Source organism: Flavobacterium arcticum (genome assembly GCF_003344925.1).
Classification (GTDB): Bacteria; Bacteroidota; Bacteroidia; order Flavobacteriales; family Flavobacteriaceae; genus Flavobacterium; species Flavobacterium arcticum.
On sequence record NZ_CP031188.1, the window covers coordinates 233,461 to 252,723 of the forward strand.

Annotated in this window: 14 protein-coding genes; 3 read left to right on the forward strand and 11 right to left on the reverse strand. The window is 34.1% G+C overall.

Annotated elements, in window-relative coordinates:
• Positions 1 to 78: 78 nt before the first annotated feature.
• Positions 79 to 465 (reverse strand): rhodanese-like domain-containing protein, encoded by a 387-nt coding sequence (locus DVK85_RS01035; protein ID WP_114676652.1) that lies wholly within the window; start codon positions 463 to 465, stop codon positions 79 to 81.
• A 115-nt stretch (positions 466 to 580) separates the two neighbouring features.
• Between DVK85_RS01035 and hemN the strand changes: the two genes are divergently transcribed.
• Positions 581 to 1,945 (forward strand): oxygen-independent coproporphyrinogen III oxidase, encoded by a 1,365-nt coding sequence (hemN, locus tag DVK85_RS01040; RefSeq protein WP_114678950.1) that lies wholly within the window; start codon positions 581 to 583, stop codon positions 1,943 to 1,945.
• Positions 1,946 to 2,016: 71 nt separating this feature from the next.
• Here hemN and DVK85_RS01045 read toward each other — a convergent pair whose 3' ends face one another.
• From DVK85_RS01045 to DVK85_RS01080, 8 genes are all read right to left on the reverse strand, one after another.
• Positions 2,017 to 2,730: a sulfite exporter TauE/SafE family protein gene (locus DVK85_RS01045; protein ID WP_114676653.1), complete on the reverse strand. Its 714-nt coding sequence runs from the start codon at positions 2,728 to 2,730 to the stop codon at positions 2,017 to 2,019.
• Between the two features lie 33 nt (positions 2,731 to 2,763).
• Positions 2,764 to 3,219 carry a FixH family protein gene (locus tag DVK85_RS01050; RefSeq protein WP_317048251.1) on the reverse strand — a complete coding sequence of 152 codons (456 nt, stop codon included), beginning with the start codon at positions 3,217 to 3,219 and terminating at the stop codon, positions 2,764 to 2,766.
• Between the two features lie 12 nt (positions 3,220 to 3,231).
• On the reverse strand, positions 3,232 to 4,650 hold the full coding sequence (ccoG, locus tag DVK85_RS01055) for a cytochrome c oxidase accessory protein CcoG (RefSeq protein WP_114676654.1): 1,419 nt from the start codon (positions 4,648 to 4,650) through the stop codon (positions 3,232 to 3,234).
• A 12-nt stretch (positions 4,651 to 4,662) separates the two neighbouring features.
• Complete coding sequence (locus tag DVK85_RS01060) at positions 4,663 to 5,628, reverse strand: cbb3-type cytochrome c oxidase N-terminal domain-containing protein (RefSeq protein ID WP_114676655.1); 966 nt, start codon at positions 5,626 to 5,628, stop codon at positions 4,663 to 4,665.
• Between the two features lie 12 nt (positions 5,629 to 5,640).
• Complete coding sequence (locus DVK85_RS01065; protein ID WP_114676656.1) at positions 5,641 to 5,838, reverse strand: CcoQ/FixQ family Cbb3-type cytochrome c oxidase assembly chaperone; 198 nt, start codon at positions 5,836 to 5,838, stop codon at positions 5,641 to 5,643.
• Positions 5,839 to 5,844: 6 nt separating this feature from the next.
• Positions 5,845 to 8,049: a cytochrome-c oxidase, cbb3-type subunit I gene (gene ccoN / locus DVK85_RS01070; RefSeq protein WP_114676657.1), complete on the reverse strand. Its 2,205-nt coding sequence runs from the start codon at positions 8,047 to 8,049 to the stop codon at positions 5,845 to 5,847.
• An 11-nt stretch (positions 8,050 to 8,060) separates the two neighbouring features.
• A complete protein-coding gene (gene ccoS, locus DVK85_RS01075) occupies positions 8,061 to 8,234 on the reverse strand; it encodes a cbb3-type cytochrome oxidase assembly protein CcoS (protein WP_114676658.1) in 174 nt (57 codons plus the stop codon).
• A gap of 76 nt (positions 8,235 to 8,310) precedes the next feature.
• Positions 8,311 to 10,695, reverse strand: coding sequence for a heavy metal translocating P-type ATPase (locus tag DVK85_RS01080; protein WP_114676659.1), 2,385 nt, complete (start codon positions 10,693 to 10,695; stop codon positions 8,311 to 8,313).
• 341 nt (positions 10,696 to 11,036) lie between these two features.
• Here DVK85_RS01080 and DVK85_RS01085 point away from each other — a divergent pair, with 341 nt between their 5' ends.
• Positions 11,037 to 13,427: a GAF domain-containing protein gene (locus DVK85_RS01085; protein ID WP_114676660.1), complete on the forward strand. Its 2,391-nt coding sequence runs from the start codon at positions 11,037 to 11,039 to the stop codon at positions 13,425 to 13,427.
• 3 nt (positions 13,428 to 13,430) lie between these two features.
• Here DVK85_RS01085 and DVK85_RS01090 read toward each other — a convergent pair whose 3' ends face one another.
• Entirely contained in the window at positions 13,431 to 14,618 is a 1,188-nt protein-coding gene (locus DVK85_RS01090; RefSeq protein ID WP_114676661.1) for a Pycsar system effector family protein, read from the reverse strand.
• 26 nt (positions 14,619 to 14,644) lie between these two features.
• Here DVK85_RS01090 and DVK85_RS01095 point away from each other — a divergent pair, with 26 nt between their 5' ends.
• Positions 14,645 to 18,370, forward strand: a complete 3,726-nt coding sequence (locus DVK85_RS01095; protein ID WP_114676662.1) for a metallophosphoesterase — start codon at positions 14,645 to 14,647, stop codon at positions 18,368 to 18,370.
• Here DVK85_RS01095 and DVK85_RS01100 read toward each other — a convergent pair.
• Positions 18,353 to 19,222: a hypothetical protein gene (locus DVK85_RS01100; protein ID WP_114676663.1), complete on the reverse strand. Its 870-nt coding sequence runs from the start codon at positions 19,220 to 19,222 to the stop codon at positions 18,353 to 18,355. The two genes, DVK85_RS01095 and DVK85_RS01100, sit on opposite strands and share 18 nt — an antisense overlap.
• Between the last annotated feature and the right edge of the window lie 41 nt (positions 19,223 to 19,263).

Sequence of the window (19,263 nt, forward strand, 5' to 3'; positions counted from 1 at the left end):
TAGTAGCCAATACATTAAAAACCATACAAAAGAAAAGCACAGTCAATTTGACTGCGCTTTTCTTTTGTATATTACACTTTACTTTATAACAGGCTTCTTGGCATCTGTCCATGCATCTATACCGCCATCAAGCTCTACGATGCTATTAAATCCTTTCTCTTTCATAATCTTAACTGCCTCAGCACTCCTCCCCCCTACTTTACAATATACATAAACAGGCTTTTCCTTGTCTAACTCTTCTATACGCTGTTCAAAATCTTTATCATACAAATGTATATTAACCGCCTCTTTAAGATGTCCTCTTTGATATTCTTCGGTAGTGCGCACATCTACTACCTGACCTTTATGTTCTGCCATTTTTTCATAAAAAACAGTAGGTTTTACAAGGGTTACACTTTGCTTTCTCGGTTCATTACAAGACACTATTATTAATAATAATGTAAAGAAGTATATTATTTTTTTCATGACTATAATTATTAGGTACTAAGGTATAAAAAACAATGAAAAACGGTAGTATGACAATTATCATTTTTTTACGGTCTATGTACTACTATTTTTGAACATTGAAAATAGTACTGTTATGGAAAATTCGATTATACAAAAATATAATGTACCTGGACCTCGCTACACAAGCTATCCTACTGTACCGTATTGGGAAGAAGATTCTTTTACAACTGGGCAGTGGATACAAACCATGCAACAGGCTTTTAATGAAAGTAATGCTACCGAAGGTATTAGCCTATACATACACCTACCATTCTGTGAGAGTATGTGTACTTTTTGTGGATGTAATAAACGTATAACTAAACGTCATGACGTAGAAGAGGTATATATAAATGCAGTACTAAAAGAATGGGCATTATATTGCGAAATGTTACCCGAAACACCAAAAATAAAAGAATTGCATCTTGGGGGTGGCACACCTACTTTTTTTAGCCCTGATAATCTAGAAAAGCTAATTGCAGGCATTTTAAAACATAGTAAAAAAGCTGAGGGATATGAATTTAGTTTTGAAGGACACCCCAACAATACTACTAGAGAGCATTTACAAAGATTATACGACTTAGGTTTTCGCAGGGTTAGTTTTGGCGTACAGGATTATAACGAAACCGTTCAGAGGGCTATACATAGACTACAATCGTTTCATAATGTGGCAAAAGTAACTTTTTGGGCAAAAGAAATAGGTTACACCTCTATAAGCCATGATTTAGTATTTGGGTTACCTTTCCAAACTGTAGAAAACATTACTGATACTATAGAAAAAACAAAATCGTTAGACCCCGACAGAATATCATTTTACAGTTATGCACACGTGCCTTGGATAAAAGGCAACGGACAACGCGGTTTTGATGAAAGTAACTTACCTAAAGATGAAGAGAAACGAATGCTGTATGAAGAAGGTAAAAAATTACTAGCTCAAAAAGGATTTCATGAAATAGGAATGGATCACTTCGCTTTAGAAACCGACAGTATGCATGAAGCTTTTACAAAAGGTAAACTGCACCGTAACTTTATGGGGTATAGTGCCAGTAAAACACAACTAATGATAGGTTTAGGTGTATCGTCTATAAGTGATAGCTGGTATAGTTTTGCGCAAAATGAAAAAAACTTAGAAGATTATTACCATAAACTAGAGATGAATGAGCTACCTGTATTTAGAGGACATTTACTTACCGATGAAGATCTTGTAATACGCAAACATATACTAAATCTAATGTGTAGCTTTAAAACATCATGGCAAGAAGAGTCGCAATACTTTACCGAATTGCCCGAAGTATTACTAAGCCTTCATGAAATGGAAAATGATGAACTGCTTACTATAGGAAAAGATACCTTAACAGTAACCGAAAAAGGAAAAGCATTTGTAAGGAATATATGTATGGCATTTGACCTAAGACTAAAACGCAAAGCACCACAAACAAAACTGTTCTCGATGACAATATAAAAAATTATAGTCTATTCTTAATTCTTACTAAACATAAAAAAAGCCTCTAATTAATTAGAGGCTTTTTTTATTTATGGATTTATAAGTACACAGTCTGGATTGCTTTGTACAAAAAGACTAGCATCGGAAGGAGATATGAAAGGTATGCCAAGCCCAAGTCCTCTCACTATAAATAACATTCCTATAAAAACAGCTACATAAGGAACAAGACCAGAAACTTTATTACGCCAATGACCCGACATAAAACCCGATATATATACTACTGCGCTCATCATTGGTATAGTACCTGCGCCATAGAGTAACATATAACCTACACCTAATGTAGCATTTTGCATCGCAATAGCACCAAACAAAGCAGCATATACCATTCCGCAAGGCAAAAAGCCATTTAAAAGTCCTGTTATAAACAGTGCTTTATAGCTTCTTTTTTTAAACTGGTTACCTAGACTAGTTTTTACTTTAGCTATTAATCTATATACAGGTTTAGAAAAGTTGTAGCGCATAAATACTCTCTCAGGAATCATTGCAATACCTATCATTATAATCCCTGCAATTATAGATAATTGCTGTTGCATACCTGCCAAGTATAAACCTTTACCAATAATACCAAAAACAAGCCCCAAGCTACCATATGCAGTAAGCCTACCCAAATGGTATAACATTATTTGGAATGCTTTTTTTGCAGGGTTATTTCTATCTACAGGTAGCATCATGGCTATAGGACCACACATGCCTATACAATGTAAGCTAGAAAGTAAACCTAATATGAAAGCTGAATATAACATTTGTATATTATATAAGGTTTTACATTACAAAATCTATTCTATAGTAAGCATTGCACTATTTTGATAGCCTACATTACTATATTGCCATTCTATAGCAATGTCCCAACGACCGCCTGCCATATCACTTTTAGGTATGAGCAGATAAGGCACTGAAATTGAAATAGGAATCTCAAAATCCAGTTTTTGGTTAGACGGTCGGTATAAGGACACTTTACCTGTTATCTTGGAAGCATCAAAAGCTTCAGGAAAATTAATTTTTATAAATTCATCATCTTGTGCTACAGTAACTCTATCGTTCAAGTCAGCAGCATTTTGCTCTCTATCTAATTTTGCTTGTAATATGCGTTCTTGCTTATAATAGTCTTCTACAACAAGCTCGTTGTCATACTGATTATCTGTTTGAACTTTTATAACAAAAAATAATATAAAGCTGATAAAAAGCGTAAACGCAATAACAATTCCTGTTCCCCAATTTATCTTAATTTTCATAATGTTATCGTTTTAATTAAATGTGCGAGGTCCTAAAAAGTTTGTTGTTTCTGTTTCTATAAGCCTATCTCCATTATATACCTCAAGCGTAATTACTGTTTTATCCCCTTTTAAGAAAGCAGGATTTATTTCTATAAAAAGTGTGCCCTGCGCTAACCCTTCTTTAGGCACAGTAAATGTTTTATTACCTACCATTTTTATTTCACCATCTGGTTTTACCAGTTTAAAGTAAACATCATCAAAATCTTTAGTTGTCTTATTTACTATTTTATAAGTAAATACATTGCTTATATTCTCGCCTTTATGCTGATATAGTTGTCCTGGAAGTCGCAAAACTGTTGCCTCGACATCATTTCTTAAAAACAACATTCCAGAGAACACCCCAAACAAAATAAACAATACGGCTGTATAGCCTTTCATTCTGGCATTAAACTTAAATTTTTCTTTCTTGGTTATTTCATCTTCACTCGCATAGCGTATAAGTCCTTTAGGCAAACCTACTTTTTCCATTACAGTGTTGCACTCATCTATACAAGCAGTACAGTTAGTACATTCCAGTTGAGTACCATTCCTTATATCAATACCTGTAGGACACACGTGTACACATAATTTACAATCTATACAATCGCCTTTGCCAGTTGCTGCACGATCTTCGTTTTTAACAATTCTGCCACGCCCTGCTTCTGCTTCTCCTCTTACATGATCATAAGCTACAATAATCGATTTATTATCGAGTAATACTCCTTGCAGCCTACCATAAGGACAAGCAATGATGCAAACCTGCTCTCTAAACCAAGCGAAAATAAAATAGAAAACACCTGTAAATATCAATAAAGCTATTATATTACCCCAGTGCTCTGTAGGACCATCTTCTACCATTGCTATGAGTTTATCACTACCTACAAGATAAGCAAGAAACACATTGGCTATACCAAATGAGATGACAAAGAATATACTCCATTTTAATGCCTTTTTTCTAATCTTAGTGGCATTCCACTCCATTTTTTCGAGCTTTATTTGTGCATTTCTGTCGCCTTCAATCCAGTATTCTATACGTCTAAAAACCATTTCTAGAAATATAGTTTGCGGACATATCCAACCACAAAATATACGCCCAAAGGCTACTGTAAATAAGGCTACGAATACCACCCCTATTATCATAGAGATAACAAAAAGGTGAAAATCTTGTGGCCAAAATGGAAATCCAAAAATATTAAACCTACGTTCCAATATGTTAAACATAAGGAACTGGTTACCGTTTATCTTAACAAAAGGGGCTAAAACTAAAAAGGTTAATAAAAAATAGCTAACCCATTTTCTGTACTTATAAAACTTTCCCGATGGCTTTTTAGGATAAAGCCAAGATCGTTTACCTTCTTCATCAATCGTGCCTATCGTGTCACGAAATCCCTCATCCATTTGTGCTGCCATTGTTATACAATTTTAGTTTAGTGCTACATCAGCACCTTGCTCAGTTTTAACTTCTTCTGTAGCATTAGTCTCTTCTGTATCTTCTTCAGTATTTTCTACACCTTCTTCTTTCCAAATTTCTCCATCAGGAGCTTTAGCATCTGCTGGGTTTGTACCTTGTAAAGAGAGTACATAACTTGCTACCAGTTGTATTTCAGATGGTTTTAGAGTACCTTTCCATGCCACCATACCCTTACCATCTCTACCGCCTTCTGAAATTGTGTGAAATACATTTTTAATACCTCCGCCTAGCACCCAGAACTCATCTGTAAGGTTAGGACCAATACCACCACCACCATCAGCTCTGTGACAAGCTGCACAGTTTGTTTCAAATATGGTTTTACCTTGTGCTAAGTCTCCAGCATCTGTAAGCAGTGTAACTGTATTGGCATCAACAAGATCTTTAGCAGTTTTTTTATACTCTTCTACAGCAAGTCTAGCTTCTGCCATTTCTGTTTCAAACTCTTCTTTTTGAGTATAATCGCCATAGATATGGAATCGTACTAAATAGATAACTGCAAATAGTACCGTACCATAAAAAAGGTACACCCACCATGGCGGTAACACATTATCGAGCTCTTTAATACCATCATAGTCATGATCTAATAAAAGAGCGCCTTCATCTTCTTCTTGTTTAGGTTTCCCGAAAAATATTTTTAATTTTTTATACCATTCGCTATCCTCTATCCCTTTAGCTTCTTCTTCTGCCAGTTTTTTCTTCTGCTCATCAGTAAGTATAGCATAGGTTATCTTATCCATAGCACTAATAACAATTTCTATAGCTATTTGTATGAATAGAAATACAAACAGGAATATTGATACCATTGGATATTTTAAGAATGCAGGTTTATCTCCTGAGTCTATAAAATATTCTAAAGCCAGAAATACCAAGGTAAAAAGAACAGGTACCCTTACATATACAGGAATTAATTTTTTCATGATTCCAGTTTTTTAATGGTTAAACTTTTGGTTATCATCTTTCTCGTCAGAAAAAGGTAAATGGTTCATCTCATCTATTTTTTCTTTTTTATAAGTAAACACCCAAGTGTATAGCCCTACAAAAAAGATAAAGAATATAAGTAGCGATATTATCGGATAAATCTCTATACCAGAGATAGTATCCATATTATGTTTTATAAACTTTAGCATAGCTCGTTATTTAGAATTATCATTATCAGTAGTTGTGTGTTTTATTTTAATATCTGTACCTAAGCGTTGCAGGTAAGCAATAAGCGCTGTGATTTCTCTCTCTTTCATTGGTACAAACTCTTCACCTCTTGCAATAGCAGCTTTTTTACTGTCTTCGTAGCTTTTTACAAAATCAGGATCGTTATGCAGGTTAGCTTCTATCTTGGCTGACTGTTCGTCGATAGATTTCAGAGCATTAGCAATATCCTCATCAGTATAAGGTACTCCAAGCTGTACCATTACTTCCATTTTCTTTTGAGTATCAGAGTAATCCATTTTCTCATTATCAAACAGCCATTTGTAACCTGGCATTATTGACCCAGCAGATGTACTTTGTGGATCCCACATGTGGTTAAAGTGCCAGTTATCGCTATACTTACCACCTATTCGCATTAAATCGGGACCTGTTCGTTTAGAGCCCCATAAGAATGGGTGATCGTATACATACTCTCCAGATTTAGAGTACTCTCCATAACGTTCTACTTCGCTTCTAAAAGGTCTGATCATTTGAGAGTGACAACCTACACAACCTTCTCTTATATATAAGTCGCGACCTTCAAGCTCTAGTGGTGTATAAGGCTTAACACTAGATATGGTTGGTATGTTAGATTTTACCATTATAGTAGGTACAATTTGTATAATACCTCCTATAAGTATAGCTATAGTAGCTAGTATAGTAAGCTGTATTGGTTTTCTTTCTAACCAAGGGTGGAATTTCTCTCCTTTAAGTCTTCTCTTACTTATTTTTTGTAATGCTGGAGCTTCGGCAAGTTCATCTTTTATGGCCTGACCTTGTCTTATAGTCATTATAATATTATATACTAATACAAATAATCCTATTATAAACAATGTACCTCCTATGGCACGCATCCAATACATTGGCATAATAGCGTGTACTGTTTCTAAAAAGTTACCATATACTAACGTTCCATCTGGGTTAAACTGTTTCCACATACTTGCTTGTGCAAATCCTGCCACATACATAGGTAATGCATAAAGTATAATACCTAGTGTACCTATCCAGAAATGAAAATTAGCTAACTTTATAGAGTATAAACTGGTTTTTGTCATTCGCGGTATTAACCAATATATCATACCAAAGGTTAAGAAACCATTCCAAGCCAATGCACCAACGTGTACGTGAGCAACAATCCAGTCGGTAAAGTGAGCAATAGAGTTCACATTTTTAAGTGAAAGCATAGGGCCTTCAAAAGTTGCCATACCATAACCCGTAATAGCTACTACAAAGAATTTTAAAACAGGGTCTGTTCGTACTTTATCCCAAGATCCTCTAAGCGTAAGCAGTCCGTTAATCATACCACCCCAAGATGGCGCCAAAAGCATTATAGAGAATGCTACTCCTAAGTTTTGTGCCCAGTCTGGTAAAGCAGAGTATAATAAATGGTGAGGTCCTGCCCATATATAAATAAATATTAGCGACCAAAAGTGAATAATAGAAAGCTTATATGAATATACTGGTCTATTAGCCGCCTTAGGCACAAAATAATACATAAGCCCTAAGAATGGTGTTGTAAGGAAAAACGCTACTGCATTATGCCCATACCACCACTGTACTAATGCATCTTGTACACCTGCATATACTGAGTAACTTTTCATTCCGCTTACAGGAATAGAAAGGCTATTAAATATATGTAGTACTGCTACCGTTACAAACGTAGCCAAGTAGAACCATATAGCGACATACATATGACGCTCTCTTCTTTTTAATATTGTACCTATCATGTTTACCCCAAAGGCTACCCATATAATAGCAATGGCAATATCTATAGGCCATTCTAACTCGGCATATTCTTTAGAAGAAGTATATCCTAACGGAAGTGATATAGCTGCGGCGACAATAATAAGCTGCCAACCCCAAAAGTTTACATTACTTAAAAAATCACTGTACATACGTGCTTTTAGCAAACGTTGTAAAGAATAATATACCCCTGCAAAAATAGCATTACCCACAAAGGCAAATATTACTGCATTAGTATGTAAAGGTCTTAACCTACCATAGCTAAGCCATGATATACCGTCGGTTAAATTAGGAAACAAATACATTGTTGCTATCAATAAACCAACTGACATTCCTACTACGCCGAATACAATACAGGCATAGAGGAACTTTTTAACTATTTTATTGTCGTAATAAAATTGCTGCACTTCCATAATATGTGTCGTTATTTAATTTTGGTTTTTGTTTTTGTTTTCTTTAATTCATCGTCAAAAAGCATTCTGACGGAAGGGGTATAGTCATCGTCATACTGTCCGCTTTTTACAGCCTTTATAAAGGCTAACAAAAAACCAACAGCCACTACGATACTGATGGAAATTAATAAATAGATTACGCTCATACCTTACTAAATTTATGTTAACAAAGCTACTTCAGCCCTGCTTCTTAAAATATGATATTTGTCATACTTCAGGTTTCTATACTGCTTTTTTACACTTTTTTGCATAATAATTACTGGTCACCGTTACAAAGCTCACTATGGTAATGGTACTAAGCGGCATAAGTATAGCTGCTGCAAGCGGCGATAGCTTCCCGGCCACTGCAAAAGATAGCCCCACAGCATTATACAGTAGTGAAAGTGCAAAACTCATTTTGATGGTTTTTACTGCTTTTTTAGAGTAATCCAGAAAATAACTCAGGTTACTAAACTCTCCTGCATCGAGTATGCCATCGCAGGCAGGAGAGAAAACATTTACATTCTCTGAAATAGAAATCCCTACATCACTTTGTGCCAGTGCTCCAGCATCGTTAAGCCCATCGCCTATCATCATTACATTACTACCTTGTTGTTGCAGGTTTTCTATAAAAACAAGCTTATCTTCGGGTTTTTGGTTAAAAATCAACTCTGTCCCTATTGGCAGTAACTTTGTTAATGCTTCTCGTTCTCCTTCATTATCTCCCGATAATATTTTTAGCTTATAGTTTTTACTTAGTGTTTCGAAAAGTGTTTCAAGACCTTCACGATATTGGTTATTAAATACATATTTGCCTTTATAACTACCATTTATAGCAATGTGTACATTAGTTTGAAATGATGGCGCTAAATCTTGCCCCACAAAATGAGCCGATCCTATTTTTATAAAATAATCTCCTACTCTGCCCTGTATACCTTGTCCTGTTATCTCTTCAAAATCATGAACAAGTATTATACTTTGTGCTGGCAAAAAGTCATAGAGTCGTCTACTTAAAGGGTGATTAGAACCTCGCAATAAGTTTTTAAGTGCTATGAACTCCATATCGTTAAGCGGCGAACCTTCAAAAACTATTAATGATTTTTTATTAGTAGTAATAGTGCCTGTTTTATCGAAAACAAGAGTGTCTATTTTTGCCATTTGTTCTATTACAGTGGCGTTTTTTAAGTACAGCTTTCGCTTACCCATAATACGTAACACATTACCCAAAGTAAAAGGTGCACTTAGTGCTAATGCACAGGGGCATGCCACAATAAGCACTGCCGTAAATACAGTAAAAGCAGTATTTACATCTATAAAAATCCAGTATAAAAAAGTAGCTATTGCTAATGTAAGTATAGCAGGGGTAAAATATCTGCTAATAGTATCGGTAAGGGTTTTATAGGTATGATTGTCTTTTTTGGCAAACACATCGTTACTCCACAATTGTGTGAGGTAGCTTTGAGATACCGAGCTTAGTACTTCCATTTCTATAACTTTACCCGTTTGCCTACCACCTGCAAATATCTTATCGCCCGATTTTTTACTTATCGGTATAGCTTCGCCCGTTACAAAACTGTAGTCAATAGCAGTTTCTTCGCTTATTAATATACCATCTACAGGTATCAACTCCTGATTACGAATAAGTAGTCTATCGCCTTTCTCAATATCATATACAGGGCATGAAACCTCTTCTTTATCAGCGGTAATTTTAGTTACTGCAATAGGGAAATATGATTTAAAATCACGCTCGAATGAGAGGAAATTATATGTTTTTTGTTGAAACAGTCTTCCTAGTAGCATAAAGAACACCAGCCCTGTAAGGCTATCAAAAAAACCTTGCCCGTAACCAAAAACAATATCAACGGTACTCCTTATAAACATTACTATAAGCCCTAACGCTATAGGTACATCTATATTAAGCATTCCAGAACGGATACTTTTCCATGCAGAAACATAATAGCCACTCGCAGCATACAGGAATGACGGTAATGATAGTCCGAAAATAAGCCAACGGAAAAAGCCTTTATATTTATCTAGCCAAAAATCATCTACATCAAAATATTCAGGAAAAGAAAGTAACATTACATTACCAAAGCAAAAAAATGCTACACCTAATTTGTATGTAAGTTCGCGGTTAACATCTTTCTTTTTACCTTCATAATTTTCAAGGCTTATATAAGGTTCATAACCAATGGAACTTAGTACATGAACTATAGCTTTTAATGTAATTTGATTGGGGTTAAATACAATGCGTACTTTTTTCTTAGAAAAATTTACCTGAGAACTGCTTACTCCCTCTTGAAGTTGATTTAAATTTTCGAGTATCCATATACAAGAACTACAATGTATATGCGGAATGTATAAGGTAGCTATATGAGTGTCCTCTTCTTTAAAATCAAGAAGTTTTGCTGCTATAGCTTCGTTATCAAGAAAATCATATTTGCCTTTTATATCCTGTGGAGTTGCTCCAGGTGCATTTTCAAAATCATAATAACAAGAAAGTCCGTTGGTACTAAATATTTCATATACAGTTTTACAACCGTTACAACAAAACGACTTTTCGTCAAAAATAATTTCTTCTTTAACATCTATATTTAACCCACAATGGAAACAATTTTTAGTATCCATAGTATCTGCTCATTTACCTAATACAAAGGTGCGATAGTATGAAATGATAAAATATGACAATTGTCATGTTGACAATTAAATATAGAATTGTATGATGATTATAAAAAGAGCCAAAAATAAAATTTAAAAAAGTTTCTTAATTGCTAATACTCATCTATTAAGAATTAAATCATTCAATAAATTATAAATTCAGACTAAGGGTGTAATTACATAACAGTAAATATTAATAAAAACGAACAATATGTCATAACACAACGTTAAACATACAAGCTTACTGGTAACATTTACAAGTTGTAATCGTATATATTTTGTAACTTTGTACACTTAGAAGTAGGACTACCATGAATGATATAGAGCACTTTGAAAGCAGCCCATTTAACATAAAAATTTCTTTTCATAAGGTTTTAGAAAATCTTGAAGAAATTGCTGCGTCGGATATTGATTATAGATCTGACTATGCAAAAGCATTACTCCGCCATACAGAGCCTTTCCCTGAGCTACGTGAAGGTATCACCGATCCGAAAGAACTTGACAAGCACAAAGTGTTAATACAAAATTTATTAGCAGATCTTTTTCCTACTGCGCTTACCAAAAATGAAATTAAAGCCGCGACAATACCTTTTTATAATATTACTTTTAATTATACCGAAAGACTACGTAGCATTATGGATAATGCCGGAACGGATTTCGATATGAGTATAAGAGACTTTAATGATCATGAGTTTTATATAATGGGATGCTGTCTTATTCTTAATAGCTATTATGGTTATCATTTTGATTTTAATAGACCTCTTTTTTATGACATTCCAGATGCCGAAGGCATTATGAAACATTACAGAATTTTATATAATGCTGATTTTGTTGAAATTTTACCTACCGAAAAATCGGTGAAAATAACAAAAGAAGATGTAAAGTTATTAATGGATAACTTTAGTAACCTTGAGTTATGGAAAGAAAAGTTTCCTGAAAAAAGCTGGACATTAAAAGGTTTTGGTATTGTATCGTTTTTTGATGCTACTATAGAGAGCGCTATCTCTAACTTAAAAAGCAACTTACTTAAAGCAGATGACCTTGATAAAGACAATATGAAAGGAAATCAGCAAGACATATTTCGATCTATATATAAAATTCCCGATTTAAAAATTGGGTTTACAGAAGCAAATATTGAAGATAATATTTTTAAAGTTGCTCCTTTTGATGGTATTGAAAGTTATATATTAAAAGATGGTACCGAAATAAACTGTAGTGCTGTTTTTTGTGGTAACTCATTAAAAAAAATTATTGAAGACCATAGTTATTTTGTAATATCTGATGTAGAAAATTATATATGCAATAATAATGGCGATATAGGTTTTGCAGAGCATTTACTCTCACAAGGTATAAAAAGTTGCATATTAGCTCCGCTTATAAAAAATGACACCCTTATGGGTATCATAGAGCTAGTATCTTCTAGACCAGGCGAGCTCAATAGTATTAATGCTAACAAGCTGGCTTATATATTACCTTTTCTTACAGACAAGATAGATAGCTACTACTCTGAGTTGCAAAACCAAGTAGACGCAATTATTCAAAAAGAATATACAGCAATACACCATAGTGTTTACTGGAAGTTTCGTGAAGAAGCATTACGCCACATAAACAACGGGAACGATAAAAACAGTACTTATAAAGAAATTGTTTTTAAAGAAATCTATCCGCTTTATGGACAAATAGACGTTAAAGGTTCTTCTACCGCTCGAAACGAGTCTACAGAGCAAGATCTTGTAAAACAAATAGAACGATTACTATCTCTTTTCCGTTATATTTTTAAGATTGAAAAATTGCCGCTTATGGAGCAGCATATTTATGAACTTGAAAACATGGAAGATAAAATAAAAGATGGACTTCAAGCCGACTCTGAAGCTATAATACAAAACTATATAAAACTAGAAGTACACCCACTATTAGAACATTTCGACTCTGTAAAACCAGAAATACACCAGCATATTGACAACTATTTTAAAACCTTAGATGGTAAGGTTAAAATGGTATATGATAGTAGGAAAAACTTTGACGAAGCGCTTTCTATAATAAACAAACATCTTGCTGAGGTACTGGACAAAAAACAAATAGAAGCACAAAAATTCTATCCGCACTATTACGAGCGTTTTAAAACAGATGGTGTAGAGCACAACCTTTACATAGGTGCCTCTATAGCACCAAAGCAACCTTATAACCCTTTATATCTCGAAAATTTAAGGCTATGGCAACTACAAGCCATGTGCGAAATGGAGAATGAATACTACAAGTTAAACCCTATATTACCATATCAGCTTGATGTAACTTCACTAATATTAGTCTTTAGTTCACCTATATCTATACGTTTCAGGATGGACGAAAAACGTTTTGATGTAGACGGTACTTATAACGCACGCTATGAGGTAGTAAAAAAACGTATAGACAAATCGAATATAAAAGGCACTAATGAACGTATTACAGAAAAAGGCAAAATCACTATTGTATATTCGCAAAAACAAGAAGAAATAGAATACAGGCGCTATATAAAATTTTTACAACACCGAAACCTTGTTGACACCGCTATAGAACAGTTTGAAGTAGAAGATTTACAAGGCGTTACAGGACTTAAAGCCTTGCGAATCTCTCTAATATATAGCCTAGAAAAAACATCTGAAACAACTTATAGTTATGATGATTTACTTAAAGAATTAGCAGATGTTGAGATAAATAAATAATTGTTAAATACGGCTAAAGGCATATATAAATACGGCTACCGAAACGAGAATACCTATCATAAAAATATTATAAGTTATACGTAGTAATTTATATTTCCTGTTAAGCACTAAACCTAAGTAGTAAAGGTCTTTTATCATCGAGTCGTATAGATATTTTCTATCCTTCATCATTTCGTTTACTGCCCAGCTATACTCTGTTAATGGCATCTTATAAAAATTACCAAAAAACAACAGGTTTACTTTTCTATTATCTATATCTTCTCTAGTAAATGTACCCTCGGTAACTTTGGGTCTAGTAGATAAAATTGCAAAAATTATAGAGGTTACACTAAATAATAATAGTACTAAGGTAGGTATAATAAGGTGTACATTATTAGGACTATCAAGCTTAGGTATAAGCGTAGTTAATGCTATCGAAATTATAATAGCATTGACAGATATCATAATATTAGCCTTACTATCGGCTATATCGCTAAGCCGTGTATGATTACTAAGCGTTACTCGAAACATAGTATCTATACCTCTATCAGGTCGTGATAATTGCTCTAGTTTCTTTTTATTTATTTTATTTTTAGATACTTTTTTCTTCTTAGGGCTTTGTAAATCTTTTATAGCAGCTTGTAAAATAACTATGTTATGTTCTTTCATAGGCTGTAACTCTCGTTTTGCATAATCAGAATAAAAACGATGTTTGTACATCAGTATATCTCTGTTCGCCATAGCCCACTCTAAGTCAGTAAACTCTTTTTTATGAGTAATGCGCCATTCTTCACGCAACAACTCTGCCAAGTCAATATAATTTTCATTAGCAAAATGAGAGCAATCAGCATCTTTAATAATGCTTTCTAATAGTGTTTTAGGTTCTATCCCAATTTTTGTAGCACGTATAAGGTTACACACCAATGTTATTTTTTCAGGGGGATAACCTTGTTTCTTTAAAAATTCATCTGCAATAGTACAGCTTACCTCTTCATGGTCCTTTTCGTCTTTTACATAACCTACATCATGAAGCCATGCTGCTACAAGTAGTATTTCGGTATTTACCTCATCAACATTTTCTTTACTAGCTAATACTATTACTGCATTAACAACACGTAAAGTATGATTAAAATTATGATAAATATAATCCGAAGATAGTTTATCTTTGAATAAATTGAATACGAAATCTTCGGCTTTTTTAACAATAATCATTATACAAAATTTAACTATACCAAATTATGAAATTCTTTTGGGTTTATAATATTACTACGGCAAATAAGTACATAATAGTTTTTTGTATAAGCCTTTTACTCATATCATGTGCTACAAACCACCCTCAATATGGTAAAGCTGTAAATAACAGAGATATTAATACTGTAATAACAGACTCAACACTACAACATCGTTTTTATCTTATAGGTGATGCCGGATATGCCGAAAAACCAAGTGCACAAGCTTTACTTAATACTGTAAGTAAAAAACTAAGTACCGAAGGTAAAAACACCTCTTTACTATACTTAGGCGATAATATATACCCACTAGGTATGCCTCCAAAAGAAAAAAAAGAAGAACGCAAAAAAGCCGAAAATAGTCTTGATAACCAAATAAAAATCTCAAAAAACTTTAAAGGTAAAACCTATTTTATACCTGGTAATCACGACTGGTATTACGGGCTAGAAGGGCTAGAAAGAGAAAATGATTATATAGAGGAGAAACTGGATGACAACAAATCGTTTATACCTGGTAAAGGCTGCGGAATATATGATATTGAAATAAACGACAGCATAACACTTATAGCCATAGATAGCCAGTGGTATATAGAGAACTGGAACAAGTACCCTACTATAAACGATGATTGCGATATAAAAACGCGCGAAGCTATGTTTGTAGAATTAGAGGACATAATTAATGATAATCAAGAAAAACTAATTTTACTTGCTATACATCACCCTTTAATGAGTAACGGGTCGCACGGAGGGCAATTTTCATTAAAAAAACAACTATTCCCATTAGAAAACAACGTCCCTTTACCTATACTAGGGTCTTTTATAAACCTTGCTCGAAAAACATCAGGATTAAGCTCTCAGGATAGGCAAAACAAAATATACAGCACTCTAGTAAATCGTATAAAAACCCTTATACAAGGGAAAAACAATATTATAGTGGCATCGGGTCACGACCACAACCTTCAATATATTAGTCACGATAATATCCATCAAATAATAAGTGGTTCTGGCTCTAAAGTAGAAGCAGCACGAGCCATATATCCTAACGATTTTTCATATGGCGGTACGGGCTATGCAGTACTCGATTTTTTCAAAAATGGAAAAGCAACAGTAAAATACTTTGCTACTTCTATTGATGGAGAAAGGGAACTTTTTGAAACCAGTATTGATTTAAAGCCAAAGACACTGATCGAAAAATATCCTAATAGTTTTCCTGCAACAGTAAAAAAATCTATATATACTCCAGAGATGACTAAAAAAAGTAGTGTTTATCGTTTCTTTTTCGGGGAGCATTACAGGTCTTATTATAGTGAGTTACTTACTGTAAATACAGTAATGGTAGACACACTATACGGAGGACTTACACCTGTTAAAGCAGGCGGCGGGCATCAATCGAAGTCATTACGACTAGCAGATAAAAATGGTAAAGAGTTTGTAATGCGTGGACTTAAAAAAAGCGCTACTCGATTTTTACAATCGGTGGCTTTTAAAACAAAATACATGGGTAACTCTTTCGAAAATACTTTTGCAGAGAGTTTTCTTTTAGATTTTTATACCACAGCACATCCTTATACCCCCTTTATATTAGATGATTTAGCAGAAACCGCAGGTATATATCACACCAACCCAAAGCTGTATTATGTACCTAAACAAGATAGTCTTGTAAAGTATAATAAAGACTATGGCGATGAGCTATATATGATAGAAGAACACCCTGGCAAAGAACATTATAATCTAGCAAGTTTTGGTAAGCCCGATGATATTGAAGGCACAGACAAGATGCTAGAAGATTTAAGAAAAGATAAGAAATATACCGTTGATGAACGGGCTTATATAAGAGCAAGACTTTTTGATATGCTTATAGGTGACTGGGACAGGCATGAAGACCAATGGCGATGGGCAAAATTTAAGGATGAAAACTCGACATTATATAAACCCATTCCGCGCGACCATGACCAAGCCTTTAGTATATATGACGGTACACTACTATCTATAGTAATGAATATACCCGCCTTGCGCCATATGCAAAGCTATAAAGACCACATAAGTAATGTAAAATGGATGAATCGAGAAGCTTATCCGCTTGACCTAGCCTTAACAAGTAATGCAACAGTAAAGGTATGGATTGAAGAGGCCGATATTTTACAAGCCAAACTTACTAACGAAGCTATAGACGCTGCTTTTAAAGGTTTACCAAAAGAAGTACAGGACGGCACTCTGGAAAATATTAAAATGAATTTTAAAGCAAGAAGGGATAACTTACAAAAGTATGCTATAGAATATCATAACGTACTACTAAAAACAGTAATACTTACTGGTACTGATGATAAAGAAAAGTTTGTAATAACCCGCTTACCAAAAGGAGAAACAAAAATAGAGGTCTATAGCCTGAAAAAAGATAAACAAACATTAATGCATTCGCACTCATACAATAGAAAGAAAACAAAAGAAATATGGATATATGGGTTAGATGATGATGATGAGTTTGAAGTGAAAGGAAAACCAGAAAAACCTATACAAATTAGACTCTTAGGCGGTCAAAACCATGATATATATACTATAGAGAATGGCAAAAAAATTACTATTCATGATTTTAAAAGCAAAGAAAACACTTTTAATGCAGATAAAAAAACAAGACTTGTATTAACTGATGAATATGAGACTAACAGTTATGATATGCATAAACCTTATTATAATGTTTTTGCAGGGTACCCCTCAGCAGGATATAACCCCGATGATGGTTTAAAACTAGGTGCACAACTTAACTATACTATAAACAATTTTAATAGAAGACCCTACTCACAAAAACACTCATTTCAGGCAGATTACTTTTTTGCAACTACCGGTTTTGAGTTACAGTATAAAGGAGTATTTGTAAACGTTGCTAGTGAATGGAACATTGGGCTTGACGCGAGGTTTACTAGCCCAACCTATAGTATTAACTATTTTGGGTACGGTAATGAAGTATCTAATAATGATGATGATCTTGGATTAGATTATAATAGAGTCAAACTGCAAAACTTTAGTGTAGCACCATCAATATTTAAAAATACTAGAAATGGCAGTACCATAGCGTTTCAGTCGGTTTTTGAAACCATAGAAATTGAAGAGTCTAACGGGCGCTTTATAAATGAACCTGGAGTTGTATCTGAAAGTTTATTTGAACACCGACAATATGGAAGTGTAAACGCTAAATACGGTTACGAAAATTATGATCGCCCTTCACTTCCTGCACTAGGCATGGCATTTTCATTATCATTAAACTGGACAGCAAGCCTTGACCAGTTTGAAAGAAACTTTGCCAGAACAGAAGCATTTATAGACTTTGTACACAAAATAACCTCCGATGATCGACTTGTATTTGTTTCGAGAGCAAAAGCAAAAATTTTATTTAACAATAACTTCGAGATATACCAAGCAGCTACTTTAGGTGGTGGTACTGACCTTAGAGGCTATAGACGAGAACGTTATACAGGAAAACAATCGGCATATCATAGCTCTGATTTAAGGCTTACTGTAGGGCAATGGAAAAGCAGTTTTATACCAATGACCTATGGCTTTTTTGGAGGGTATGATTATGGTCGTGTATGGATTGACAATGAAGATTCTGACAAATGGCACCAAAGCGTTGGTGGTGGTTTTTGGTTAAATGGCGTAGATACCATTACTGCAAAAGTGTTTTACTTTCATGGTACTGATGGAGGACGAGTTGCTTTTGGATTACAATTTGGACTTTAAGTCAGATATTTTTAACTTATATAAAAAAGCTTCGTTTTTTTTATGTTTTTCATCAACTATGAGCAAGGTATCATCATCTGTAAAACAAATACCCTCTTTTTGGGAGTAATGATCTATTTTATATTCTTGCATCATGTCTTGACTAAAACCTTTTTCGGCAAACCCCTCTAGTAACCATATCTTATCTCCAGATAATAATACGGCTGTTGTACCGTCAGGACTAACATCTGCTGCGGTTATAGCACATTTCCTGTACACATCACAACTATTAAGAGTAGCGAGTAACTCTGCCTTATGGTTGCCCGCAACATTAGGCACTTTATATATACTAAAGCTACCGTCAAAACGAGCGCTCCTGTTTTTAGTAAAAAGGTAGAAACTACTATTTAGCTCAAAGAAGGCTTCTACATCATAAAAGCGTTTTGATTTTTTCGGAGGAAATTTATCCTGTTCAGGGTAATAAAACGAAATTTTATAGTCTGCAACAGCTTCTTTTTTTTCTAGGTCATTACTGTTAACTTTATAAATAACTAGGTCTTCCCTATCATTATCATTATTACCAAAATCGCCTATATACAGGTTTCCTTCTTTATCAGATGTAATATCTTCCCAGTCTACATTTTCGGCATTTTTTATAGTAATAGCATGTTCTGTTTTACCATCTTTCCCTAATCCGTAAATCTTATTTTTATTCCCACTATCTTCAATAGTCCAAAGCCATTTACTACCTTCTACATATTCTATACCCGAAGTTTCGTCTTTGTCTAGTTCGCCTATTATTTTTATATATTTCCCATTATCTGCAGTGCAAGAAAACAACAAGACAGATAAAAACAATATTAAATTTTTCATGTATGCTTTTAATTAATAACTTCTTATTATTTAAAAGTACA